The organism is Ruegeria sp. BHSA163, assembly GCF_059613365.1.
The window spans coordinates 40,359-64,236 of the sequence record NZ_JBXWSJ010000015.1; the positions used below are offsets into that span (position 1 = coordinate 40,359).

A 23,878-nucleotide genomic window follows, 5' to 3' on the forward strand; every position below is an offset into this window, starting at 1 on the left:
GGTCCTCACATCGTGGAACTAAATCTTCAACGCTTTGCATCCGCTGGGCCGGTTTCTAGTTCGCAAGCCAGAAAACCATTGGGAGCATACCTGTTAGACCGCGGTGTAATCACACAATCTCGACTTTTAAGTGCTCTGAAAATGCAATCCCGGCAGAGAGCCCATTTAGGGGAAATTTTGGTCGGCGAGGGATGGGCCAGTCGTAAGGACGTTCTGACTGCTTTGTCTGATCAAAGTGGATGGCAAATCGCGGATCTGGAAAGCTCTCCTCCGTCAGCCGAGCTTTGCATGCTTAAACCGGTTGAATTCTGGATAAAGCATAACGTGGTTCCATGGCTACGCATGGGGCCTCTGCTATTAGTGGCCACAGCCACGCCTGATGATTTTGCGTTGGTAGAGGACGGATTGAAAGACTGTGGTCTGAAAGTGGCCCCAGTGCTGGCCGGCCCGGAACAGATTGATGCTGCTATAGCTGCATCCTGTGCAAACCAACTTGCGCAAACCGCTGAAAGCCGCGTCGAACCATCGAAGAGCTGCCGAAATTTTCGGACGGGGTCTCGGCTGAGGGCTATATTTGTGACATCTGCCTTTGGCGGCATTTTTGTCACCGCGCCAAATACAGGGTTGATGGTCGTTTTTTGGGCGGCCACGATGACTTTGGCTCTTTTCCTTCTGTTCAGGGTGTTCGGAACCGTGACTACGGTTTTAGAGCAAAGAGTTGACCGTTTGATTGAACCAGAGCTTCCTATCCTTCTTCCGAAAATTTCGATTATGGTGCCTCTATACCAAGAACGCGAAATTGCTGATGTCCTGATCTCCAGGTTGCGACGATTGACCTATCCCAAAGCTTTGTTGGACGTTGTTCTAGTCCTCGAAGAACACGATGAAGTTACACACGCCGCGTTGAAACGGGTAGAATTGCCTAGCTGGGTCCGTGCAATAATCGTTCCTGAATTGGGCAACCTGACAACCAAACCTCGGGCGATGAACTACGCTTTGGATTTCTGTCGGGGCGAAATCGTCGGGGTATGGGATGCCGAAGACGCGCCAATGCCCGATCAGCTGGAAACTGTAGTTAGAAAATTTGCGCAGGTTTCTGATGATGTCGTTTGCTTGCAAGGCGTACTGGACTATTACAACCCGCGAACCAACTGGCGCTCTCGGTGCTTTACGATTGAATATAGCGGTTGGTTCCGCGTAATCCTGCCTGGAATAGCGCGTATGGGATTAGTTGTTCCGCTTGGTGGGACCACGTTTTTCTTTCGTCGCGAAAAGCTATTGGAACTTGGCGGCTGGGACGCGCACAATGTAACTGAAGATGCTGATTTGGGTGTGCGGTTGTGCCGAGCCGGGTATCGAACCGAAGTCGTAAATACGGCCACGTTTGAAGAGGCAAACTTTCGCGCCTGGCCGTGGGTTAAACAACGCTCGAGGTGGCTCAAGGGCTTTATGGTCACCTATTTGGTGCACATGCGCGCGCCGATGCAATTGCTTAGGGAACTCGGGCTGCCGCGTTTTCTTGGGGTTCAGGCTTTCTTTCTTGGGACGCTGGGGCAATTTCTTCTGGCACCGGTCCTGTGGTTGTTCTGGTTGGCGACGTTGGGTTTGCCGCATCCTTTTCAAAATGTGATCTCCACCAACATTATGGCGGGATGCATGTTCCTGTTCATTGCGGCAGAAGCCGTCAACATTCTGGTTGGAGCTCTCGGTGTTGTTGCCGGAAACAGACGGTTTTTGATCCCGTGGGTTCCGACAATGGCGTTGTATTTCCCCCTGGGCGTACTGGCGGCTTACAAAGCCTTGTGGGAATTGGCAGTTGACCCGTTCTTTTGGGACAAGACCCAGCATGGACAAGCCGAAGAAGAGGTATCTGCGCTCGAACGATAGTTATTTTTCACGTTGGACGGCTTCTTGTTTTAGACGTGTCATGAACGCAACCGAAATATGGTCCTTCAACGCCAGCGCGGCACCTTCTTCGTCCCGCATCGCAATCGCATCGACAATTGCTTTGTGTTCACTTTGCGCAATTTCCCCTCGCCCTTGAACTGCTAAAGAAGTCGTTGCCATCAAAGCCATCGTTCGGTGCACCAAATCCAACTGCTGAACCAGATAGCGGTTGTGCGAGGCGAGATGTATCTGCTCATGAAATCGTCGGTTCGCGCGGGAAAGCGCTGTGGGGTCATCGACCAAAGCGTCGTCGGCCGCAACCATGTCCTGCAGAAGCTTGATTTCTTCGGTAGTTGCATGACGCGCCGCCAGACTTGCCGCCAGCCCCTCCAACTCGCGCCGGACAACGTATAGTTCGGCCATCTGATTGTGATCCAAAGATGCCACTATAAGCGATCGCCCATCCCTCTCCAAAAGCGATTGCGTTTCAAGCCGTTGCAATGCCTCGCGGATCGGTGTGCGGGAAACGCCGAACCGTTCGGCCAACTCGCTTTCCACCAGACGATCGCCTGGTTTATAGATACCGACATCAATGGCTTCGAGTATCAGGCTGTAGGCGTCAGTATTGGACTGCTTGGACTGGGGCATAGGGCCATCTTTCTCTTCGTTCGGACATGTCTATCCGCCCCGGCGGTCAGCAATCAAGAGCGGCCATTGAAAACCTTGACTGGTCGGCCTAAACCCGTCCTATGGTTAAACCTGCCTTTTCTCATGTTACCCAATGGGTGTTCGATCTGGACAACACCTTGTATCCGCCGAATATGCGCCTGTTCGACCAGATCGAGGTATTGATGACGGATTATGTCGTTAGTGCAATCGGCGTTAACCGGGCCGAGGCAGACAGGTTACGGTCGAAGTATTGGCGCCAATACGGAACAACACTTGCGGGGCTAATGGCCGAACACGATCTGGACCCAGACCCATATCTACACGCAGTACATCAGGTGGACATGAGTCATATGGAACCTGACCCCCACTTAGCTGAGAACATTCGCGCCTTGCCGGGACGGTGCGTAGTGTACACTAATGGATCCGCTCCTTATGCCGAGCGTGTTCTTTCGGCGCGCGGTTTGGATGGACTATTCGATGCGATATATGGCGTCGAGCATGCTGAATATCGCCCGAAACCAGAACGAGCGGCTTTTGAGTCGATATTCGAGAAAGACGGGATATCGGCTGACAAAGCCGCGATGTTCGAAGATGATCCCCGTAATTTGGCTGCCCCATACGAGATGGGTATGCGCACTGTTCATGTCGCGCCAGACCCGCACGAAGCGGATCACATCCACCACTACACTGACGACTTAACTGCGTTTCTTGGCCATCTGCGATAGGCTGACGCAGTGCGACGATCTGCACATCCAACCGACGTTAAACCCACCCCATATGTGTTTAATAGAACAGCACAATCGGAGAATTTCATGAGCACCATCGAAGTACCCATCCGCATGCCTTTATGGCAGCGCGTGCTGTTTGCGATTCCTTTGTTTGGCTGGATGGCCAAAGACGTTGCACACGGAGATCCTGAGGACCTCGGTTACACCGCAGCAGCCATTATTGCCATGTGGGGGTGTTCTGCGATGATCTATGGCCTACCGGGCTTGTATCTGCCAGCGTTAGCGATGGTACCGCTGATGTTCCTGCTGCTTATCTTGGTGTCACGCGGTTAATCAGAGGGACAGGATGTCGCTTGGCGAATACTTAACAACGACCCTAAGGTTTGCTCAGCACGGAGAGCCAAGCCATGACAGATAGCTGTGACATCCTAATTTCCGGAGGGGGTATCGCCGGCTTGACAGCCGCTGCCGTATTTGGCTCGGCGGGCTTTGATGTGATTTGTGTCGACCCTGCCCCGCCTGTAACCGAGCGCGATGCAAATGGCTCGGACCTGCGAACAACTGCTTTTCTTCAACCAGCTCGCAGCTTGTTAGACCAGTGTGGTGTTTGGCAGCGTATTGAAGGCGATGCTGCCCCGCTTAAAGTTATGCGCATAGTTGACGCCGGCGGAGAGCTGCCAGAACCCCGCGTCGTACGCGACTTCGACGCATCTGACATATCCGATCAACCCTTCGGATGGAACTTACCGAACTGGCTGATGCGACGTGAACTATTGGCCCGCCTTGCGGAACTGCCTAGTGTAGATTTTCGCCCCGGTACTGGCACGGTCAACTTGTTCACACGAACAACCGAGGCACGCGTCGGGCTAAGCGATGGCAATCGTGTTCGCTGCAAGTTGATTATAGCAGCTGATGGTCGCGGGTCGCCGATGCGCGAGGCTGCAGGGATTCCCGTACACACAATCCGTTATGGTCAAAAGGCATTGGCCTTCTCGGTTACGCATCCCATCGCGCATGAAAATGTATCCACAGAAATTCACCGCTCAGGCGGGCCATTCACGCTTGTACCATTACCCGACTGGCGGGGCACCCCCTCGTCTGCTGTTGTCTGGATGGAGCGCGGGCCGCGCGCGGTCGAGTTGCTGAACGCTGAAACCGAAGCTTTTGAATCAGAGATGACAGAACGCTCGTGCGGCTTGTTTGGGCAGCTTAAGTTATCGTCACGCCGCACGATCTGGCCAATAATCAGCCAGTCGGCCGAACGGCTTTCCGGTGAAAGAATCGCTCTCATGGCTGAGGCGGCCCATGTGGTGCCGCCCATTGGCGCACAGGGTTTGAATATGTCGTTGGGCGATTTACGCTGCCTGCTGGAGCTTGCACAGTCTCGCCCCGAAGAATTGGGCGACGCTACTATGCTGGATGCGTATCATAAGGCCCGACATGCCGATATTGCCTTAAGGGTTAAAGGAATAGACTTGCTGAACCGTGCCTCGATGATCGAAGCGCGTCCTCTCCGCGACGCCCGGGCCATGGGATTGAACGCACTTTATTCTTTGCCTCCTGTCCGTAGGACGTTGATGCAGATGGGCCTTGGTATTCGCTAAGGCACAGAAACGCTCACAAAACCCGATCCAGAACGCGCCGCAGGCGTTCTTTGGTTCTTTCCACATCATAAAGCTTATCCAACCCGAATAGGCCAAGACGGAATGTGCTAAACCCCTCAGGTTCATCACACTGCAACGGTACACCAGCAGCAATCTGTGTACCTAAAGCCGCAAATTTCTTGCCATTTTGCACCTCTGGGTCTGAGGTGTAACTGACCACGACTCCCGGAGCGCCGAAACCTTCAGCCGCGACTGAAACAACACCTTTTTCCTTGAGCATTTCACGAACACCGTCACCCAATGCCCATTGAGCCAAGCGCAATTTTTCAAATCCAAAATCGCGTGTCTCAATCATAGTATCGCGAAACCCCCGTAAAGAATCTGTGGGCATTGTCGCGTGATACGCGTGACCGCCGTTCTCATAGGCCTGCATGATCTGGCGCCATTTCTTCAGATCTATGGCGAAACTGTCGGACGTCGTTTCGGCAAGACGCGCTTCTGCCCGTTCGGACAGCATCACAAGACCGGCGCACGGCGTGGCGCTCCAACCTTTCTGAGGCGCGGAAATAAGCACGTCAACGCCAGTAGCCTTCATATCGACCCAAGCACAGCCTGACGCAATACAATCTAATACCATCAGCGCACCGACCTCATGGGCCGCTGCCGCCATTTCGGTCACATAGTCATCCGGCAAAATAACCCCTGCCGAAGTTTCAACATGCGGTGCAAAAACCATATCCGGACGTTGCTCGCGTATGGTCGAAACCACCTCGTCGATCGGGGCTGGCATAAAGGGCGAAGGGCTGGAATTTCCGGTCTGGCGCGCCTTGAGCACAGTCGCCTTGGCAGTCAACCCACCCGCTTCGAAAATCTGACTCCAACGGTAAGAAAACCAGCCATTGCGTACAACAACTACACTTGCACCTCGCGCGAATTGCCTTGCAACCGCCTCCATCCCGAAAGTTCCGCCGCCCGGAACCACTGCGATACCGTCAGCTTGATAAACCTCGCGTAGCATTGCCGAAATATCGCGCATTACCTGCTGAAAGCTGGCCGACATGTGATTTAGCGATCGATCAGTGAAAACAACTGAAAACTCTTCAAGGCCATCGGGGTCTACGGTTTCCAACAAAGCGGTCATGACACGTCCTTTCTAAATCTGCATCTTTTCTGCACCGTCCCGATACGTGGGTAAAGCCGGAATCGATTCTACTTTGATTGGCCAAAAACCCTCACCTCACGCTTTATTTACTTATCAATGTGAACAACTTAATACAGAAATGACGCTAACTAGTGTCACCTTCTCTTTACACCATGACGTGTTTCTGAACAGATAAGCTCACGTAGAACAAGAAGGACATTACAGCACGTGGCTTCACATAAGAGGATTAGTTTTCAAGTTGTAAGGGACGAAGTCAAAAGAAGGATCGAGTCACGCATATGGCCGCAGGGCTCGCTTTTGCCCACAGAAACCCAATTGGCCGAAGAATTCAATTGTGCACGGGCAACCGTGAACCGCGCACTTCGCGAGCTGGCTGATCAAGGGTTTGTCGAGCGTAAGCGAAAAAGCGGAACCCGGGTCACCAAGGAACCTCAAAGGCAAGCCAAACTAGAGATTTCACTGGCGCGGCAGGCAGTAGAAAAACAAAATTCAGTTTACCGCTATTCTTTAGTCGAACGAAACATTGTTTATAGTCCCGGTTGGCTCGCATCACAACTGGATGTCGAGCCGAACGCTCGGATTTTGCAGGTTGTTTGTATGCATTACGCTGACAACCGCCCGTTTCAACTGGAAGAACGATGGATAAACATCGAAACCGTTCCCGAAGTAGAGCACGCGGACTTAAACGTTCGCGGACCGAACGAATGGTTGCTGCATGCCGCCCCATTTACCGAGGCTGAAATATCGTTTTCGGCGATTTCGGCGGACGGTAGGTTGGCAGAGTTCATGGGCACAACAACTGGAACATCGATAATTCAGCTTGAACGTACAACTTGGAAAGACGGGCAGCCCATCACTTTTGCCCGAATGACTCATCATCCAAGCTATTGTATCCGGTCCAGGTATTGATTGGCCTTATCCGATTGGTCCAGCCAGGCGTTCTTCAGTCAGAAGAACGTTGGCTTCAACGTCTCCTGCCCCTGGCAAAGTCATGATTCTCCGCCTGAGGACACGTTCAAAATCAGATAAATCCCGCGCCACGACCCTTAAACGATAGTCATACAGGCCTAATACGTGCTCAACAGTCTGAACTTCGGGGATGGCGCTGACCGCGCGTTCAAAGTCCTCTAGGCTGACCTGACCCTTGCGCGCCAGTTTAACACCCAGAAAAACAGTGACACCGAAACCCAACGCCTCGGCGTTCAGACACAGTCGGCGCCCTCGCAGAACACCGGCATGTTCCAATCTGCGAATGCGCCGCCAAGTTGCTGGCTGAGAAAGACCAAACCGACGCCCCAACGCTCCGGCGCTTTGTGTGGCGTCCTGAGTCAAAGCACGCAAAATTTTGCGATCGATTTCATCCAATTCGATCATAGGGGAAGCGCTTCGTTGCGTTTGACCCTTGCTATGTGCATCAAGGCTTCGATATCTGCGATGTGTGGCAACGTCAGAATTCTGTCGCGATAAACCTTCTGGTAGTGTGACATTTCCCGCGCCAAAACCGACAGACGCACATCCACGCGCCCCAGGAACGTTTGGATTTCCATGACTTCAGGCACTTGACGCGCAGCTTCCAAGAACTCGTCGAAGGCGCGAGGTTGAGTTTTGTCCAGCGTAACCCGTAAAGAAACCTCGAGTGCAAATCCGAGCGCAGCCCAATCAATTACGGCTTCTTGCCCTAGAATTATCCCGGCAGCCTGCATCTTTTCCACCCGACGCCAGCAAACTCCCGAGCTGATGCCGCACCGCTCAGCCAGTTCAGCCGCCGATAAGCTCGGATCAGCCTGAAAATGGCGCAGTATCCGTCGGTCTAGATCATCCAGCATGATTTTTCCGATTTTTCTCGATTCAACGAATTAGTTTTCCTCATTTCCGTAAATACTTAACCCTGATCGGCTCGCCAATACAAAAATGCCCAGTTAAAAGCATCACAATGAAAATTGAAAGGACCGGTAAAATGCGTGTCTATTACGATCGCGACTGCGACATCAACCTGATCAAAGACAAAAAAGTGGCTATTCTGGGCTATGGCTCGCAGGGCCATGCCCACGCTCTTAACTTGCGTGACTCGGGTGCAAAAAACCTTGTCATCGCTCTGCGTGAGGGCTCGCCATCGGCCAAGAAAGCCCAAGCCGAAGGTCTTGAGGTTATGGGAATCGCCGAAGCAGCTGCATGGTGCGACGTCATAATGTTCACCATGCCCGACGAACTTCAGGCCGAAACCTACAAAAGATATGTGCACGACAACATCAAACCAGGCGCAGCCATTGCGTTCGCTCACGGCCTGAACGTGCATTTTGGTCTGATCGAGCCGAAAGAAGGCGTGGACGTCATCATGATGGCACCGAAAGGTCCCGGACACACCGTTCGTGGCGAATACACCAAGGGTGGCGGTGTTCCTTGCCTTGTGGCCGTCGACAATGACGCAACCGGCAAAGCGCTCGAAATCGGCCTGTCTTACTGTTCAGCCATTGGCGGCGGTCGTTCGGGCATCATCGAGACCAACTTCCGGGAAGAATGCGAAACCGACCTGTTTGGTGAGCAAGCAGTTTTGTGCGGCGGCTTGGTCGAACTGATCCGTTGCGGCTTTGAAACTCTGGTCGAAGCTGGCTATGCGCCCGAGATGGCTTATTTCGAGTGTCTGCACGAAGTAAAACTGATCGTTGACCTGATCTATGAAGGCGGCATCGCCAACATGGATTACTCGATTTCAAATACAGCGGAGTACGGACAGTACGTAACTGGCCCTCGTATCCTGCAATACGACGAGACCAAGGCACGTATGAAAGCCGTATTGGAAGACATTCAGCAAGGAAAGTTTGTTCGCGATTTCATGTTGGAAAACGCTGTTGGGCAACCAACCATCAAAGCGTCACGCCGGGCTAACGACGAACATATGATCGAAGAAACAGGCGCCAAATTGCGCGCAATGATGCCTTGGATCTCCGCCGGCAAAATGGTCGACAAAGAAAAGAACTAAACCCGAATTATTCAGCAAAAGGACGGCTTTGCAGGCCGTCCTTTTCACCTTTGAACCGCGCTTGCATAGCGTTCCCCGAATACAAAATCCCATCCGTTGTTATAGCCGTCCATTTTATCGGGTGCCTCAGCAGCCCAGATTTCCCAGCCCGAATGGGTCAGGGTGATCAACGAACAACCGCCGGCGTCTTCTTCGAACACCACCTCTACCCGTGTCGGTTTTGTCTTGTCCGTACCGGGGTGCCAGCTGAAGGCCAGCCTGTGTCCTTGCTCGAATTCCAACACTGGCCCCCAATCCGCGCGCTCCCTATCCCATTTGGTTTCAAAGATCGCGCCGCCGACCTTTGGCTCAATCGTTACGGCCAGGGCGGGTTTTCCATCAGCAGCTGAAACTGCGTGCTTATCCAAGGGCCACCACTTTGCGATATGGTTAACAAAAACTTCGAAAGCGCGAACGGGTGTGGCGCTGACCGTAACTGCCTTAACGATAGGGTCTGTCATTTTTTATCACGCTTCCTCGATCTACTTCAGAAGAAAAACTCTCCAGTAATTCAGACCAGTACTTATCAAGCCAAGCACGTATTTCCGCTAACCCTTCGGGACGGGCTGAATAGATTCGCCGCGTTCCTTCCGGCCGGCAGATCACCAAGCCTGCATCGGAGAGAACTTTCAAATGCTGAGATATAGCCGGACGACTTACAGGCAGAAAATTCGACAACTCGCCTACGGCATACGGATGTTTTGCGATTGCTTCAAACACCCGACGCCGGGTCGGATCGGCAAGCGCTACAAATGGATCTATGTTAGCCATGACTTACCGTAAGTAGACACTAACATAATGTCAATGTCAGACCAGTGACATCCCCTTTACTGCAGGATAATGGGAGGGAATGGTCAAAAAATCCGAATACCGCAACTGGGGCGGCGTCATCGCACTCGGCCTCATTTGGGGGGGCACTTTCATGGTGGTGGCAATGGCGTTAGAGGGGTACGGCCCGCTCACTGTTGCAACCTCACGCACTACGCTCGGTGCAGTCACCTTGCTGATCATGATGTGGATCACCAAGCGAAAAATACCGACAGGGGGCCGAAATCTATGGCGGTCGATTATCGTGATCGGCATTCTGTCGACTGCCCTGCCCTTTATGTTGCTCAGCTGGGGGCAGCAATTTGTGTCATCGGCATTTGCTGGCCTTTCCATGGCCGCAATACCCTTGATGGTTTTGCCGCTCGCACATTTCTTTTCCGATGAGCCGTTGAACTTGCGTCGGTTTGTTGGCGTATTGGTAGGATTTTCCGGCGCTCTGGTCCTGATCGGACCGGGACTAGTGCAACTCGGTAAGGGTACGGAACCATTGGCGCAGTTGGCTTGTATTGGAGCCGCTTTATGCTTTGCCTGCGCATCGATCTTCACCCGTCGTTGCCCACCAATTGATCCTGTTGTCTTGTCGGCCCTATCGTTGGTTGTTGGTTCTATCGCGTTGTTACCGTTAATGCTGTTGGTCGAAGGCCTCCCTTCCTGGCATGGAAGCATACCCAGTACCGCTATAATCCTACTGGGATTGGTTCCTACCGCGTTTGCGACACTGCTGCGCGTGTCGATCATCCGAAGCGCTGGTTCCGTATTCATGACCCTGGTGAATTACCAAGTGCCTATCTGGTCGATGGTCTTTGGCTCATGGATTCTGTCCGAAGCCTTGCCTCTAAGATTCTACATAGCTTTGGCGATGATTCTTGTTGGTTTGGCTATTAGCCAATGGTTCAGTTTGCGAAAATTGCTAATTGGACGCTAAACGGCCGCTGCTTCAACCTCGGCAACGATCCCGTCGACCACTTGCATTAACAATGCCGCATCTTCGCATTCCGCCATTACGCGAACCAATGGCTCGGTTCCAGATTTGCGGATCAATAGCCGCCCCTGCCCGCTCAGACGAGCTTCGGCATCTACAATAGCGGCCTTTACGCTTGCTGCCTCTAGCGGCAACTGCCCAGCTTGGTAGCGAACATTTTTAAGCAATTGCGGCACAGTCTCGAACTGCCGCGCCAGTTCTGAAGCTTTGCGTCCAGTCAACACCATCTCTGCAAGGAAGTGCAATCCGGCCATCAAACCGTCACCTGTAGTGGCGTAATCGCTCATCACAATGTGTCCAGATTGCTCACCACCCAGATTAAATCCGCCTTCACGCATCCGTTCGACGACATAGCGATCGCCCACTGCAGTCCGCTCCAACCGCAAACCCTGTGTCGCCAAATGCCGTTCCAGCCCAAGATTCGACATGACCGTCGCGACCAACGCACCACCCTTCAATTGATCAGCGCGCGACCAAGCCCCTGCTAACAGAGCCATAATCTGATCCCCGTCAGCGACTTTGCCGGTCTCGTCGATCATGACAACACGATCAGCATCGCCATCGAGGCAGATGCCAACATCTGCGCCGTGGGCTACCACAGTCTCTGCAGCAACCCGTGGGTTGGTTGATCCACAGTCCTGATTGATGTTTTTTCCATTGGGAGAAACACCCACAGGAATAACTTCGGCACCAAGTTCCCAAAGTACCTCGGGCGCGGTTCGGTGAGCTGCACCATTGGCACAGTCGATTACCACCTTCAAACCGTCCAACCTGACCTGACGCGGAAGTGACGACTTCACACGTTCGCCATAGCGGAAACGGGCGTCGTCCACCCGTCGCGCACGGCCAATATTCTGCGCCTGTGCCGGACTGACACCTGCTTCGATCAACTGTTCTATTTCGAGTTCAGCGTGATCCGACAACTTGAAACCATCGGGCCCAAAGAATTTGATTCCGTTATCTTCGGCCGGATTGTGACTGGCCGAAATCATAACCCCAAGATCTGCCCGCATTGAGCTGGTCATCAGTCCAACCGCTGGAGTCGGGACCGGGCCCAGCAGCAAAACATTCATCCCAGTCGACGTAAGCCCGGCCGTCAAAGCGTTTTCCAGCATATAGCCAGACAGCCGCGTGTCCTTGCCGATTACAACGCGATGCTCGCTTGACGCATCTCGGCGGAAATATCGCCCGACAGCCGCGCCAATGCGCAATACCATTTCAGCCGTCATGGGGTATGTATTTGCGGTGCCCCGCACCCCGTCGGTTCCGAAAAGCTTGCGCACTGATAAATCTCCTGACTTTCTTTTTTTACCCAGATTATCGGACCGCTGCCCACAGACGCAAGGCCTGAGAGGTCTCTGCCACATCGTGGACACGCACTATCTGCACGCCCTGTGAAAGTGCCGAAAGTGCTACGGCTATAGATCCGGGTGCCCGAGCATTCTTGCGTGGCTCCTGCCCGATCTGCCCTATGAATCCCTTGCGAGACGCGCCCAAAAGGATAGGGCAACCCAGACTGTGAAATAGACTTAGATTTTTTATCAAGATCAGATTGTGCTCAACAGTCTTGCCAAATCCTATGCCCGGATCGACGATTACAAGATCGCGCGATAATCCTGCGGCAGTCAGCTTTGCAACCTGCCCTTTCAAAAAGTCAAAAACATCCAGCAATACATTGTTATATTGTGGATTTTCTTGCATCGATCCTGGATCTCCCTGCATATGCATGACGCAGACCGGAACGTTTTTCTCTGCGCAAAACGGCGCAAGTTTCGGATCAAATGTGAAGCCCGAGACATCATTAATCAAGTTAGCTCCGGCCTCGAGCGCAGCCCGCGCTACCTTGCTCTTTCGAGTGTCGATCGAAATCGCCGCATCCGTTTCCGCCCTTAACGCCTGGATCAAGGGCTGCGTCCTTGCGATTTCCTCGTCTTCGGGAACCAAGTCGGCTCCGGGTCGCGTGGATTCCCCGCCGATATCTAAGATGCTGGCGCCATTGGCAAACATGCTGCGAGCCGCAGAAAGTGCAGTCTCAACCGAATTGTGCAGCCCTCCGTCAGAGAAACTGTCCGGAGTGGCGTTCAGGATGCCCATTATTTGCGGTTCAGACATGTCCAATCCCATTACGATCTGCCGCGGATCAGAAATGCGTCGGAGCACATCCTCCGGAATCTCTTGCACAGTGACAATTTGGGCTGGAGCGCCACGCGTCAAACGTTCTGCATGTGTAAACCACTTGCTCTGGCCGGCCAGAGGCGCTGAACCTTCCGGCCGAATGGGACCGTGCTGCACCAAAGGTCTGTAGTATTCTGTCACAGCTCGACTTGCTCTAGGGGAATTGCGCGTAGCGGTGTTTTTGGAGCTTCAGGAAGCTCTCCACCGATCACCAGCATTTCGCTGGCTTCAAACGTCGCGGCAAACCATGCAGCCAGTGCCACTGCATCCGAAGGCGCGGCCGATGGCCCATCAACAGCATCCAGAACAATCTTTGATGGGGCCCAGACGCAGATTTGACCGTTTTTCATCGCCCAATCCAATTCCGTACGCGTCGATACCACAACGCAGCGGTGGTCCCGCGCCGCCAGTACCCACGCATTCTGTTCGATAGCCAACAGATCGATCCGGCGCTGTGTCATTGCATGGCCAGTTTCAGGGACGGGTAAATGGGAAGCGCCGACGCACAAAATTAGGGGACGTTGGCGGTTTTGCAATTGATCAATCCAACCTGTCAGGTTTTCAGATTCAATTGCTGCATTGGAAAGAAATACTAAGCGCGGATGTGGGCGTTCTTCCTCTGTAACGTCATGATGAAGTGCACCTTTGCCTCGAACAATTTCAACGCCCAACGCACCGGGACCGCGATCTAATTTTTCTATTCTGACAAAAGCCCTTACCGCCTGAGGCTCAAGCAAAACACGTTCGGCAACGCGATCGGCCAGTGTTTCCAGAAGGTTCAGCCTTTCCGCCGCAAGTTCAAATGCGATAGCCTCAGTCACTCGGTCATACGATAATATTCGATCAACATCATCATCAATCGAATCCGTTAGCGGACGGACTTCAACAACAATGTTGAAGCAGATGCGCTGGGTCGTGCCCCGCTCGGACTGAAAGGCACCTATCTCGACGTCCACGATATGATCGCGTAATGAAATACGATCCAGTGGCCCAAGCGCCGCTGTTGCTTCGGACCGTTCAGACGGGTGTGCAAAAGCAAGACGGATTTCAGAACTCATTGGTCAGGCCCTTTGCCATCAAGTACTTGTCGCCCAGTCTAGGCGCTCTGGCGGCCTATACCACTACGACAAACGCCATTCTACCCGCTGAATGCGGCGTCAAGCTACGCGAAACCAGCTCATCATTCCTGAGGCCGCGTGACCCAACATGTGGCAATGCAGCAGCCAATCGCCGGGGTTGTCCGCCATTAGAACAATTTGCTGGGTCTGGCCCCTATCAACCAGTACGGTATCGCGCCACGGCCCAAGGCTGCCATCCCCGTCGACCAACCTGAAGTGGTGTCCATGCAAATGCATCGCATGGGGGAAAGCGGTCTCATTTACAAACTCAATACGGTGGATGCTGTCCACTGAAGTTTTCAAAAACGGCTCAGCAGGGCGCTCAGCCTCTCCATTCAAAGCCCAAAAACGCCCGAGTTGAGCCAATTCTCGGCCCGTTAACTCTGTTTCACCGATCCGTGCGTTTTCTAACCAGCGCATTGCTCCGCCCTGAAGAACCATTCTGTGCAAAGGGGCGCTTTGAAAAGACGATACGTCTGGCAACCGATTGGGCGGCAGAGGGTTCGGCGCGGGCCTGACGGTTGCAGAGATTTCACCGCTCACTGCAAACTTTGCCAATCCGAAAGCACCATCCCGTTCCACGCTCACAAGGCTGGCTGTTTCTTCTGATACAGCATCAACGTCGACCAACAGGTCGGCGCGTTGCGCAGGAGCAAGAGGAAAAGATTCGGAAATTGGAACCGGATTTTCCAGCGGCATTCCATCAAGCGCCACGATCCATCCATTCAAACCCTGAATTCCAACGTCAAATATCCGGGCGTTGGCAGCGTTAATCAGACGCAACCTTAAGCGTTCATTGCGTTTGACTGGAATTGTAGGATCAAAGGACCCATTGACCGAGATGAGGTTCCCGATCCGACCTGCATGGCTGAGATCGTGCCCATTTTTTTGGAAATCATCAGCGATCTGTGCTGTTTCGGGATCAATCCGCCAATCATCCAGCATCAGAACCAAGTCCTGATCTACATCAGGAGCATCAGCCTCTTGCACGATCAGCGGACCATACAGCCCCCTCGCCACCTGTTCAACCGACCGATTATGCGCGTGATACCAATAAGTTCCGGCATCTGGCACCACAAAATCATATTCAAAGCTTCCCCCCGCAGGGATTGCTTCTTGTGTGACGCCGGGCACTCCATCCATTGCATTGTCGATGCGAATTCCGTGCCAGTGGACAGAAGTCGGAACGGACAATTGGTTGTCCACCATACGTTGAACACGCGCACCCTGCTCGACCCGAATTGCTGTGCCGGGAACCGAGCCTCCAAAGCTCCAGACCCTTGTCTTGTCGAAACCTTCAGGTGCCAGTTGCTGAATGGTTTCGCTTGCGACCATCACATGATTTGAAGCGCGCGCTGCCAGTGGCAGCAAAGTCAGAGCCGCAGCCGATTTCAAGATTTGTCTTCTGTTAAACAGCATTATGGGCCTCCCCGGCCCATAATATAGTCTGAACATTGTATTACCGCACCAAGCTTCCAGCGCAGGAGCGACAATCAGTTGCTCGCAGTGCGGTAGTTGTGGCGATAAAAGATGTGCACGCCAATCCGTGCCGTCTCTTTGTAAACCCGCGACCACGAAGGTCGAACCGATTTAGTATGGTAGTGAGTGGCGCCAGACGTCATCTCTTCTGCAACGCCATCGATTGCGGCGCGTGCTACCTTGGCGACGCGTTCGTACGCTCTCTTTTCGTGGAAAACTTCTTTCTTACCGTCGCAAGTATAGGTGAACTGGCACTGGTATTTGCGCCCTGTACCCTGATTAATCACTCCGCAAAGCGAGTTCGGAAATCGCGTACTGTCCACACGGTTCAGGATCACTTCGGCTACGGCAAACTGACCACGGATGCTTTCCCCCCGTGCCTCGAAATACAAAGCCTCGGCCAAACAACGAAAATGCTCGTCGCCTGATGCCTTCGGCTGTTGATCCAGCCAAGCCTTTGTGTAAGAAATTTCAACCGGTTCTGGCGCTTTTCTAGGCTTAAAAATTTTCAAATAATCGCGAAAACTTTCAGACGGCAATTCGTTCCGGGAAACTAGTTCTCTCTTCGTCGTTTCAACACTCTGCCTATCGGCAGACGACATAATCGGCAGCACGGTTGCCACCATTGCGGCAGCAACCACTATGTAACGTCTCATCAGATAACCTCGCACAGGCACTTAACGCGCCATACCCTCCCCCGGCGGGCGCGACGAGGCTGATACCTTACCCAGCGGCAAAGGTCCAGTTTTTTGAAAATCACAAGAGGAATCTCGCCCGGGCCGCCAAATTAATCTGGCCACCACCCTATCTCGCAACCACTATTTCTAGGGGTTTTAATCTATGTCAACCCCCAAGTTTGGAGGAAATTGCCAGTTGAGCGGCAGACAGCCGAGCGACGGGCACGCGGAATGGAGAGCACGACACGTAATCAAACCCAAGGTCACGGCAAATAGCGATTGATTCGGGGTTGCCGCCGTGTTCCCCGCACACCGAAAGCGTTATCTCGGGCTGCGCTTCGCGTCCGCGCTCAGCGCCTAATTTTAACAACTCTCCTACCCCCTCGGCGTCCAGAACATGAAATGGATCTTCGTTGAAGACGCCAAGTTTAACGTATGCCGACATAAACCGTCCTGCGTCGTCGCGCGACAATCCGTAGGTCATTTGCGTAAGGTCATTGGTTCCAAAACTGAGAAAAGCGGAGTGCGCTGCAATTTCACCTGCCCGCATACATGCGCGTGGCGTTTCGACCATTACACCCAGTCGATAATCGATCTCTTGCCCTTGCTCCGACGAGACTTCGGCCGCGACAGCGTCAATTCGGGCCTTGACCAGTTCTACTTCTCGCTTGGCGGAAACCAGCGGAATCATCACTTCGGGAACAACTGGCGCTCCATCCTTGCTGGCCTCTAGAGTAGCTTCAAATATCGCCCGAGCCTGCATGTCATAGATCTCCGGCACAGTAACGCCCAAGCGAACACCGCGCAGCCCTAGCATCGGGTTGTATTCGCTCATCGCATCCACGCGCCGCTCCACATCCGAAACCGGCAAATCCAATGCCTCGGCCAACTCGCGTTGACCGCTACGCGTCGTAGGAAGAAACTCATGTAACGGCGGATCAAATAAACGGATGCAGACTGGCTGCCCTTCCATTATCCGGAACAGTTGAACAAAATCCTGCCGTTGCATTGGCAGCAAACGTTCAAGCACGGCAGCGCGGCCAGACGATGTCTGAGCAAAGATCATTTCGCGCATAACGGTCAGTCGACCGGGATCGAAGAACATGTGTTCTGTTCGGCACAAGCCAATGCCTTGAGCCTCAAAATTGCGCGCGGTCTGAGCGTCAGCGGGGGTATCGGCATTTGCTCGGATCGCAATATCGCGTTCTGCATCAGCCCATGACATAAGCGTCTGGAAACAATCATCTAACGCCGCCTCAAGCATAGCAGGCTGCCCAGCCAAAACCTGTCCGGATGTCCCATCAATCGTGAGAATATCGCCGGTTTTGAAAACTCGCCCGTCCGGCGCAGTCAGAGTTTTCAACTTAGTTTGAAAACGCATTCCTGAGGCTCCCACTATACAGGGAAGGCCCAGGCCGCGACCAATAACAGCGGCATGGCTCGTCATGCCGCCCTTTTCTGTTAGAACAGCAACGGAGGCATGCATGCCTCGGACGTCTTCAGGGGACGTCTCACGTCGCACCAGAATGCAGGGTTCGCCCCTGGCTGCACTAGCCTGGGCTTCGGCGGCAGTAAAAACCAAACTCCCAGTTGCAGCCCCCGGGCTTGCAGCAATACCAGTTGTCAGCACATCCCTCCGAGCGTCAGGATGAACTTGACGGTGGAGCAATTCGTTCAATGAATGCGGATCGATACGCATTACCGCTTCTTGCCTTGGGATAACACCGTCTTCGGCAAGACGAACTGCTATGCGCATTGCAGCACGCGAGCCACGCTGCACACGAACACCATCAAGAATATGAACATGGCCGTTTTCAATGACGAATTCGACCTGCATCTCTTCTCGAAGCTTCTCACGCATCAGTGCAGCGTGCGCCTTTAGTTCGGCGAAGGCTTTTGGCGCAAGATCTTCAAGTGACTGGCCGCGCGGATCCTTTTCAAGATATAAGGCGGACACCCCTTCACCCAGCGCATCGCGCCCTTGGCTCTGGCTCAGATACCGTCCGGTGATCTGCTGCAAACCGGTTGCAGGATCAACCAGTTGTAAAACACCCGATCCGCATTCACCCTGCCCAACACCTGGGATCATTTCCTGGATAACCAATCCCAATCCTGCATCGGCAGGAGCCCCTTTAGCTTGACGAAGAAGGCGAGCAGACGTCCCATCCCATGCACGAGCCATGGATCTGAGCACTGCGATCAGCTGCTCGCCGCGGTCTTGTGGGAAAGCTTCGTCCGTTTCGTCTTCGTAAGCGCGAAGGCTCAGACTCAACCCTTCGCGACCGTCTGCATCAATATCATCAAAGACATCCGGGTCGAGTCTGGCGACGTGCGTCGCGTAGCTTTGCACAAACCGCAAAAACAACGCCGCAGCGGCATCGGCACCCATATCAGCAGACAAATCCAAATAACTTGCGTCATTCATGCCGATGTTGAGAACAGCACCGGGACCGCCCCAATCAGGGTCCTCCGAGCTGGGGCGAACGCACAGCAAAGCCGATGTATCGAACTGATCTAAAATTGCGGCGATATCCGGCATCTGGCCCTTTGCGATCTTTTGCACCGCATCAAAGGACAAAGCCACCGTGCGAGGCACCGGCAGGTTCAACCGAACAAGTCGTTGCAAACACTTAGCGCGCCCACCATGAGTGCTCGCAGCCACCGGGGCGTCGGTCGTTATCAGTGTTGTATGCGGATTATTCTGCACTGCAGCACCTCGTGGTTCCACCGCAGCATAGGCACCTGCGCCCGTCGTGCAAGGAAGTTCTGGTCTACAAGACCTTGTGGCCCGGTCATTATCCTTCGATCCGGGTCAGATCGGCGACCGATGAACAGACCTGGCGGATTTGATTAAGCAGGTTCAGACGATTGCGGCGCAAGATGTCATTGTCGGTGTTAACCTGAACATCCTCAAAAAACGCGTCGACCGGTGCCCGCAAAGACGCCATTGCCGACATTGCCGCTGGGAAGTCCTCTGATTTCAATGCCTGGTCGATATTCGTTTTTGTGGTGTCCAAAGCATCGAACAACGCTTTTTCGCTGTCCGTTTCTGCAAACTTAATGTCCGCACCATAGGAATATTCAACCCCATCCTTTTCTTCGGCCTGGGCCAGGATGTTATTGGCCCGTTTGAAACCCTGAACAAGGTTTTCGCCGTCCTCTGTCTCAATCACAGCGTTCAAAGCGCGCGCACGTTTGACCAGCAGGGTCAAATCGTCGTTGCCATCCATGGCGATGCAGGCGTCGATGATGTCGTGCCTGATACCTTCTTCACGCAGAAAAACCTTGAGCCGGTCATGGAAGAAATCAAGGAGGTCATCCGAAGCGTCGGGTACTTTTTTTTCAAGCTTGAGGAAATCGGAGTTGGGAATTTCGCCGATCTTCTCTTTTACGGCCTGAAATGCCGCGCCAAAAACACCGTGGTCTGCGATTTCGTCCAACAAATGCTCAACATTCTCGCGCGGTAAAGCGTTATTTGCTGCGCTTTCAGCCCTCACCAACTGGCTGTCAAAAAAACGATCCAGCGGGAGGCGCAAATCATTGCTGAGTACCAAACGAATAACGCCAAGTGCCGCGCGACGAAGGGCAAACGGGTCTTTTGAACCAGTCGGTTTCTCGTCAATCGCCCAAAAACCTGCCAGCGTGTCCAGCTTGTCTGCCAGCGCTACAGTCACCGACAAAGCCGAGGTTGGCACATCATCGGACGGTCCAAGCGGCGAGTAATGCTCTTGCGCGACAGCAGCTACAGAGGCGTCTTCCCCCGCTGCTTTGATGTAGTAGCGCCCCATAAGTCCTTGAAGTTCGGGAAACTCGTACACCATCTCCGAGCTCAAGTCAGCCTTAGCCAAGCGTGCAGCTTTTTCGGATAAATCGGCATCCACCCCTGTTGTGGGTGCCAATTCGCGGGCAAGAGAAGCGATGCGCTGAATCCGCTGGGCCTGTGTTCCAAGTTTGTTGTGGAAAGTCACATTCTCAAGCGCACGCGTCCAGTGGGTAATGTCCGATTCGGCAACTCGTAGGTCATTATCCCAAAAGAACTTCGCGTCCGCCAAACGAGCCGACAACACCTTTTGGTTTCCGGCCAATATTGTGGCCCCATTGTCCGCCGTTTCACGATTGGCAACCGTTATGAAACGCTCGATTCTTTCAGTCCTTGGGTTTCGGACCGAAAAGAACTTTTGATGCTCTTTCATCGATGTCTGCAAAACTTCCGGAGGAAGATCGAGGAACTCGGCATCGATCTGACCCATCAAAACAACGGGCCATTCCACCAGTCCGGCAACTTCAGCAAGAAGACCCTTATCCTCGACCACGTCCAATCCGGCCGCAAAAGCTAGGTTCTGCGCATCATTCCAGATATGTTCAGCGCGTTCTTCGGGCGCAAGCATCACGTAGGATCGCTTTAGTTTCTCCGCGTAATCCTCGAAAGAGTTTACGGAAAAACGACCAGGGGCCATGAACCGGTGGCCTTCTGTCGTATCTCCGGCCGGGATACCCTCGACCATCATTGGAACAACCTGTGCGCCGCTTTCATCCGACAGAATACAAAGAATTGAGTGCAAGGGACGAACCCAACGCAATCCGCCGTTGCCCCATCGCATCGATTTCGGCCAGGGAAAATTGCGTATCGTTGCCTCTAAAACCTCGGCTACGATTTCGGCGGCTGGACGCCCGGTTTTTTCGATCACGGCAAAATACACCGCGCCTTTGGGTGTATCGCGTTCCTCCAATTGATCCCGGGTTAAACCTGCCCCGCGTAGAAACCCTTCTATCGCCTTATCCGGGGCGCCAACTTTCGGACCTTTACGTTCTTCGCGGATTGTTGGGCTCTCCGCCAAAACCCCTTCGACCGCCAGAGCCAGACGGCGAGGTGTGGTAAGTACGACTGCTGATGAATACGTCAAACCTGCTTCGACCAAACCGCTGGTAATCCGCTTTTTCAAGTCTTCGCCAGCGCGGGCCTGCATGCGCGCGGGAATTTCCTCGGAAAACAGTTCAATCAGCAGGTCAGGCATTTTCAGTCCTTAGAAATTGGCGATTGTCAGGATGACTATGTTAATTGTGATATCCACAATGAAGGCGGATACAAGGCCGGGCACTATAAAGGCAATAGGTGATAGGCCACATAGCCCGAAGACAAGTTTCATATTTTCGATCAACTGCTTTTTGGAAGACCTATGGCATCCAAATTATTAGCTTGAGGTTGAGTTTGCGACACCGTCCAGAAATGATGTACTTGGCACCAGTGTCAAACGCGACGAAAAACTGAAAATCTAAAAGATCTCTTGGTAAAACATACCATCAATCATTTGCTCGCGGCGGGCATTCCTCGCCGACTACAGTCCCATCGTACGCCTTTTCCCCGCAATTGTTCAGGGAGTGCCAAGCAAACCCCTTACCTTCATTAGTCACTGCCACGATTCGATCCACACCGAAATGGACGTTTTTAATCCCCATAAATGCTTGTGCTTCCCCGGATTTCAACGCATTAGCCAAAGCCAGAGCATCGTAGCATTCGAACCATCCCGGCGCCGTTAGCGGCTCGGCCTTCGGTACGACAATATAATCGTCCTGCATATTGTACGGCCTCAGCTCAGTTTCAAAGCAAGCACGGTAACGAATAGGAGAACTGTCCGCATCTATCGCCTCAAAATCGGTATACGGGATAGGCGAAGGAGCGTCCGCGCCACTTTCCAGTAGGACAACATCCTGCCCGGGCTCAGCCTCTACATCATAGTAAAACCCGTAAATCTGAAGGTAATACATGCCCACTCCAGCCACTACCGCCGAAATCAAAAGAAGAATGGCAAGCAGTTTTCCAGTCATCGTAAAAACCTCCTGCTCACGATGCCTCTTTCCAGAATGCTGAAAATAGGACAGGTTTCGTTCCAGAACAGGGCCACACGAGATTATAGGAATGGATACAACCCTTGCCGTCGGATTTTTCGGCGCGCTGTTTGCGATTATGAACCCGGTCACCAATTTGCCTGTGTATCTGAGTGTGACCGATGGCCTGCAACCGGCCGAGCAACGGAAAGTCGCTATAAAAACAATTACCTGTTGCCTTGTCCTTGGCGGAACATTTGCCGCCATCGGTAATCAGGCGCTCGGCCTGTTCGGGATCAGTGTGGATGATCTGCGTGTCGCAGGGGGATTGGTCGTCCTTATGATTGGCCTGAATATGCTGAATGGAACCCAGAGTACCTCGCACCACGGAACAGAAGGTGAAAGGCAATCCTACCCTGAGCCGGAAACCGTGGCTTTCTATCCGCTGGCCTTTCCTATTTTGGTTGGGCCGGGAACGATTACAACCTTGATCCTGTACGCACATCACATCAAAAATGCGACAGATATTATTGTTTATGCAAGCGTTTTCCTGATTGTTCTTCTTTTGCTTTTTGTGACGTTCTGGAACGCGTCGACGCTTGCCAAACATCTTTCGGTACATGCCCGGGTGATAATGAGCCGTTTCATGGGGATGATCCTGTCGGCTATTGCCATTGGAATGATCGCCGCGGGTCTCAAAGTATTGTTGCCTGGATTGGCTTGACTGGCGCATTAGACGGCGTGCCCGGCGGCCTCTGTCATGACAAAAGCATCTGCGCATTGTTTGGCCAATGCACGTACTCGGCCAATATACGCCTGCCGTTCCGTCACCGAGATGACACCGCGCGCGTCCAGCAGATTGAAGATGTGGCTGGCCTTGATGCATTGATCATAGGCGGGATGCGCCATGATAATGCGCTTTCCAGTCTTGGGGTCTTTATGCTCCTGCGCCAAAATGGCCGCACATTCGGCCTCGGCCTCTTCAAATTGGCGCAACAGAACATCGGTGTTAGCCACGTCGAAGTTCCAGCGGGCATATTCTTCTTCTGTTTGCTTGAAAATTTCGCCGTAAGTCAACGGGCTAGGCGACTGCGGGTCGTTAAAAGGCATATCCATCACGTGGTCAATACCAAGCACATACATCGCAAGCCTTTCGAGTCCATAAGTCAATTCGCCCGAGACGGGTGCGCAGTCGTGGCCTCCAACTTGCTGGAAATAAGTGAATTGGCTGACTTCCATACCGTCACACCAAACCTCCCAACCAAGGCCCCAGGCGCCCAGAGTGGGACTTTCCCAATCATCTTCGACAAAACGGATGTCGTGCAATTCCATATCAATACCAATCGCCTGCAATGAGCCAAGGTAAAGATCCTGCAGGTCCGGAGGGCTGGGTTTAATCAAAACTTGGTACTGATAGTAGTGCTGCAGACGGTTTGGGTTCTCGCCGTAACGCCCGTCGGTCGGGCGTCTGGAGGGTTGAACATACGCAGCCGCCCATGCCTTTGAACCCAATGCACGCAAGGTAGTCGCGGGGTGGAATGTCCCTGCCCCAACTTCCATGTCGTAAGGTTGCAAAATAGCACAGCCTTTGGACGCCCAATAGGTCTGCAGCCGCAGAATTATTTCTTGAAATGAACGTGGTGCGCTGGACGGTTCAGTCATGGACTTCCTTTTTTGGCGCCTACGCGCCTAGTTCAGGTATGTTTCGCCTTTCCTATGCAAGG

Annotated in this window: 23 protein-coding genes; 8 read left to right on the forward strand and 15 right to left on the reverse strand. The window is 53.1% G+C overall.

Going from position 1 to position 23,878, the window contains the following annotated elements; genetic code table 11:
* Nucleotides 1-12: 12 nt before the first annotated feature.
* Nucleotides 13-1,887 (forward strand): glycosyltransferase, encoded by a 1,875-nt coding sequence (locus AC2FNV_RS09145; protein ID WP_367648295.1) that lies wholly within the window; start codon nt 13-15, stop codon nt 1,885-1,887.
* Here the strand turns inward: AC2FNV_RS09145 and AC2FNV_RS09150 are convergent, their stop codons facing one another.
* Nucleotides 1,888-2,535: a GntR family transcriptional regulator gene (locus AC2FNV_RS09150; RefSeq protein ID WP_170475704.1), complete on the reverse strand. Its 648-nt coding sequence runs from the start codon at nt 2,533-2,535 to the stop codon at nt 1,888-1,890.
* A 101-nt stretch (nt 2,536-2,636) separates the two neighbouring features.
* On the opposite strand from AC2FNV_RS09150, the gene AC2FNV_RS09155 reads away from it, so the two are divergent.
* The 3 genes from AC2FNV_RS09155 to AC2FNV_RS09165 all read left to right on the forward strand — a co-directional run bounded on the left by AC2FNV_RS09155 (nt 2,637) and on the right by AC2FNV_RS09165 (nt 4,888).
* Nucleotides 2,637-3,281 carry a pyrimidine 5'-nucleotidase gene (locus AC2FNV_RS09155; protein ID WP_170603766.1) on the forward strand — a complete coding sequence of 215 codons (645 nt, stop codon included), beginning with the start codon at nt 2,637-2,639 and terminating at the stop codon, nt 3,279-3,281.
* Between the two features lie 87 nt (nt 3,282-3,368).
* The gene (locus AC2FNV_RS09160) at nt 3,369-3,617 is read left to right on the forward strand and encodes a hypothetical protein (RefSeq protein WP_170603768.1); all 249 of its coding nucleotides are present in this window, start codon (nt 3,369-3,371) and stop codon (nt 3,615-3,617) included.
* A 74-nt stretch (nt 3,618-3,691) separates the two neighbouring features.
* Nucleotides 3,692-4,888, forward strand: a complete 1,197-nt coding sequence (locus AC2FNV_RS09165) for a UbiH/UbiF family hydroxylase (RefSeq protein WP_170603770.1) — start codon at nt 3,692-3,694, stop codon at nt 4,886-4,888.
* Between the two features lie 13 nt (nt 4,889-4,901).
* Here the strand turns inward: AC2FNV_RS09165 and AC2FNV_RS09170 are convergent, their stop codons facing one another.
* Nucleotides 4,902-6,029, reverse strand: a complete 1,128-nt coding sequence (locus AC2FNV_RS09170; protein ID WP_170603772.1) for an aminotransferase class V-fold PLP-dependent enzyme — start codon at nt 6,027-6,029, stop codon at nt 4,902-4,904.
* Nucleotides 6,030-6,257: 228 nt separating this feature from the next.
* On the opposite strand from AC2FNV_RS09170, the gene hutC reads away from it, so the two are divergent.
* Nucleotides 6,258-6,959, forward strand: a complete 702-nt coding sequence (gene hutC / locus AC2FNV_RS09175) for a histidine utilization transcriptional repressor HutC (protein WP_170603774.1) — start codon at nt 6,258-6,260, stop codon at nt 6,957-6,959.
* Between the two features lie 6 nt (nt 6,960-6,965).
* Here hutC and AC2FNV_RS09180 read toward each other — a convergent pair whose 3' ends face one another.
* Together AC2FNV_RS09180 and AC2FNV_RS09185 are read right to left on the reverse strand one after the other, a co-directional pair.
* On the reverse strand, nt 6,966-7,424 hold the full coding sequence (locus tag AC2FNV_RS09180; RefSeq protein WP_170603776.1) for an Lrp/AsnC family transcriptional regulator: 459 nt from the start codon (nt 7,422-7,424) through the stop codon (nt 6,966-6,968).
* On the reverse strand, nt 7,421-7,876 hold the full coding sequence (locus AC2FNV_RS09185) for an Lrp/AsnC family transcriptional regulator (RefSeq protein ID WP_170603777.1): 456 nt from the start codon (nt 7,874-7,876) through the stop codon (nt 7,421-7,423). The genes AC2FNV_RS09180 and AC2FNV_RS09185 overlap by 4 nt, the downstream gene beginning before the upstream one ends.
* Nucleotides 7,877-8,007: 131 nt before the next feature.
* Between AC2FNV_RS09185 and ilvC the strand changes: the two genes are divergently transcribed.
* Nucleotides 8,008-9,030, forward strand: a complete 1,023-nt coding sequence (gene ilvC, locus AC2FNV_RS09190; RefSeq protein ID WP_170603779.1) for a ketol-acid reductoisomerase — start codon at nt 8,008-8,010, stop codon at nt 9,028-9,030.
* A 44-nt stretch (nt 9,031-9,074) separates the two neighbouring features.
* Here the strand turns inward: ilvC and AC2FNV_RS09195 are convergent, their stop codons facing one another.
* A complete protein-coding gene (locus AC2FNV_RS09195; RefSeq protein WP_170603781.1) occupies nt 9,075-9,530 on the reverse strand; it encodes an SRPBCC domain-containing protein in 456 nt (151 codons plus the stop codon).
* Nucleotides 9,511-9,840, reverse strand: coding sequence for an ArsR/SmtB family transcription factor (locus AC2FNV_RS09200; RefSeq protein ID WP_170603783.1), 330 nt, complete (start codon nt 9,838-9,840; stop codon nt 9,511-9,513). Before AC2FNV_RS09200 ends, AC2FNV_RS09195 begins: the two co-directional genes overlap by 20 nt.
* A gap of 79 nt (nt 9,841-9,919) precedes the next feature.
* Here AC2FNV_RS09200 and AC2FNV_RS09205 point away from each other — a divergent pair, with 79 nt between their 5' ends.
* Nucleotides 9,920-10,822, forward strand: coding sequence for a DMT family transporter (locus tag AC2FNV_RS09205; protein ID WP_170603784.1), 903 nt, complete (start codon nt 9,920-9,922; stop codon nt 10,820-10,822).
* Here AC2FNV_RS09205 and glmM read toward each other — a convergent pair.
* The 8 genes from glmM to AC2FNV_RS09245 all read right to left on the reverse strand — a co-directional run bounded on the left by glmM (nt 10,819) and on the right by AC2FNV_RS09245 (nt 22,154).
* The gene (gene glmM / locus AC2FNV_RS09210) at nt 10,819-12,162 is read right to left on the reverse strand and encodes a phosphoglucosamine mutase (RefSeq protein ID WP_170475726.1); all 1,344 of its coding nucleotides are present in this window, start codon (nt 12,160-12,162) and stop codon (nt 10,819-10,821) included. The two genes, AC2FNV_RS09205 and glmM, sit on opposite strands and share 4 nt — an antisense overlap.
* Nucleotides 12,163-12,196: 34 nt before the next feature.
* Nucleotides 12,197-13,195, reverse strand: a complete 999-nt coding sequence (gene folP / locus AC2FNV_RS09215) for a dihydropteroate synthase (RefSeq protein ID WP_170603785.1) — start codon at nt 13,193-13,195, stop codon at nt 12,197-12,199.
* Nucleotides 13,192-14,112, reverse strand: a complete 921-nt coding sequence (locus AC2FNV_RS09220; protein ID WP_170603786.1) for a dihydroneopterin aldolase — start codon at nt 14,110-14,112, stop codon at nt 13,192-13,194. Before AC2FNV_RS09220 ends, folP begins: the two co-directional genes overlap by 4 nt.
* Nucleotides 14,113-14,211: 99 nt before the next feature.
* On the reverse strand, nt 14,212-15,591 hold the full coding sequence (locus tag AC2FNV_RS09225; protein ID WP_170603787.1) for a multicopper oxidase family protein: 1,380 nt from the start codon (nt 15,589-15,591) through the stop codon (nt 14,212-14,214).
* Between the two features lie 74 nt (nt 15,592-15,665).
* Nucleotides 15,666-16,307, reverse strand: coding sequence for a cell wall hydrolase (locus AC2FNV_RS09230; RefSeq protein ID WP_170603788.1), 642 nt, complete (start codon nt 16,305-16,307; stop codon nt 15,666-15,668).
* 187 nt (nt 16,308-16,494) lie between these two features.
* Entirely contained in the window at nt 16,495-19,056 is a 2,562-nt protein-coding gene (locus AC2FNV_RS09235; protein ID WP_170603789.1) for a putative PEP-binding protein, read from the reverse strand.
* Nucleotides 19,057-19,123: 67 nt separating this feature from the next.
* Nucleotides 19,124-21,343 (reverse strand): glycine--tRNA ligase subunit beta, encoded by a 2,220-nt coding sequence (gene glyS, locus AC2FNV_RS09240; RefSeq protein ID WP_170603790.1) that lies wholly within the window; start codon nt 21,341-21,343, stop codon nt 19,124-19,126.
* A gap of 286 nt (nt 21,344-21,629) precedes the next feature.
* Entirely contained in the window at nt 21,630-22,154 is a 525-nt protein-coding gene (locus tag AC2FNV_RS09245; protein WP_170603791.1) for a DUF6446 family protein, read from the reverse strand.
* A 91-nt stretch (nt 22,155-22,245) separates the two neighbouring features.
* On the opposite strand from AC2FNV_RS09245, the gene AC2FNV_RS09250 reads away from it, so the two are divergent.
* Nucleotides 22,246-22,878, forward strand: coding sequence for a MarC family protein (locus AC2FNV_RS09250; protein WP_170603792.1), 633 nt, complete (start codon nt 22,246-22,248; stop codon nt 22,876-22,878).
* 8 nt (nt 22,879-22,886) lie between these two features.
* Here the strand turns inward: AC2FNV_RS09250 and AC2FNV_RS09255 are convergent, their stop codons facing one another.
* A complete protein-coding gene (locus tag AC2FNV_RS09255) occupies nt 22,887-23,816 on the reverse strand; it encodes a glycine--tRNA ligase subunit alpha (protein ID WP_170475744.1) in 930 nt (309 codons plus the stop codon).
* Nucleotides 23,817-23,878: the final 62 nt, after the last annotated feature.

Bases quoted from the DNA above. Each gene is read 5' to 3' on its own strand.
- AC2FNV_RS09205 (WP_170603784.1), top strand. From the start codon at position 9,920: ATGGTCAAAAAATCCGAATACCGCAACTGGGGCGGCGTCATCGCACTC.
- AC2FNV_RS09150 (WP_170475704.1), bottom strand. From the start codon at position 2,535: ATGCCCCAGTCCAAGCAGTCCAATACTGACGCCTACAGCCTGATACTC.
- AC2FNV_RS09160 (WP_170603768.1), top strand. From the start codon at position 3,369: ATGAGCACCATCGAAGTACCCATCCGCATGCCTTTATGGCAGCGCGTG.
- AC2FNV_RS09155 (WP_170603766.1), top strand. From the start codon at position 2,637: ATGGTTAAACCTGCCTTTTCTCATGTTACCCAATGGGTGTTCGATCTG.
- glyS (WP_170603790.1), bottom strand. From the start codon at position 21,343: ATGCCTGACCTGCTGATTGAACTGTTTTCCGAGGAAATTCCCGCGCGC.
- AC2FNV_RS09255 (WP_170475744.1), bottom strand. From the start codon at position 23,816: ATGACTGAACCGTCCAGCGCACCACGTTCATTTCAAGAAATAATTCTG.
- AC2FNV_RS09225 (WP_170603787.1), bottom strand. From the start codon at position 15,591: ATGCTGTTTAACAGAAGACAAATCTTGAAATCGGCTGCGGCTCTGACT.
- AC2FNV_RS09220 (WP_170603786.1), bottom strand. From the start codon at position 14,112: ATGAGTTCTGAAATCCGTCTTGCTTTTGCACACCCGTCTGAACGGTCC.
- AC2FNV_RS09180 (WP_170603776.1), bottom strand. From the start codon at position 7,424: ATGATCGAATTGGATGAAATCGATCGCAAAATTTTGCGTGCTTTGACT.
- AC2FNV_RS09200 (WP_170603783.1), bottom strand. From the start codon at position 9,840: ATGGCTAACATAGATCCATTTGTAGCGCTTGCCGATCCGACCCGGCGT.
- AC2FNV_RS09250 (WP_170603792.1), top strand. From the start codon at position 22,246: ATGGATACAACCCTTGCCGTCGGATTTTTCGGCGCGCTGTTTGCGATT.
- AC2FNV_RS09195 (WP_170603781.1), bottom strand. From the start codon at position 9,530: ATGACAGACCCTATCGTTAAGGCAGTTACGGTCAGCGCCACACCCGTT.
- AC2FNV_RS09185 (WP_170603777.1), bottom strand. From the start codon at position 7,876: ATGCTGGATGATCTAGACCGACGGATACTGCGCCATTTTCAGGCTGAT.
- ilvC (WP_170603779.1), top strand. From the start codon at position 8,008: ATGCGTGTCTATTACGATCGCGACTGCGACATCAACCTGATCAAAGAC.
- AC2FNV_RS09230 (WP_170603788.1), bottom strand. From the start codon at position 16,307: ATGAGACGTTACATAGTGGTTGCTGCCGCAATGGTGGCAACCGTGCTG.
- AC2FNV_RS09245 (WP_170603791.1), bottom strand. From the start codon at position 22,154: ATGACTGGAAAACTGCTTGCCATTCTTCTTTTGATTTCGGCGGTAGTG.
- AC2FNV_RS09165 (WP_170603770.1), top strand. From the start codon at position 3,692: ATGACAGATAGCTGTGACATCCTAATTTCCGGAGGGGGTATCGCCGGC.
- AC2FNV_RS09170 (WP_170603772.1), bottom strand. From the start codon at position 6,029: ATGACCGCTTTGTTGGAAACCGTAGACCCCGATGGCCTTGAAGAGTTT.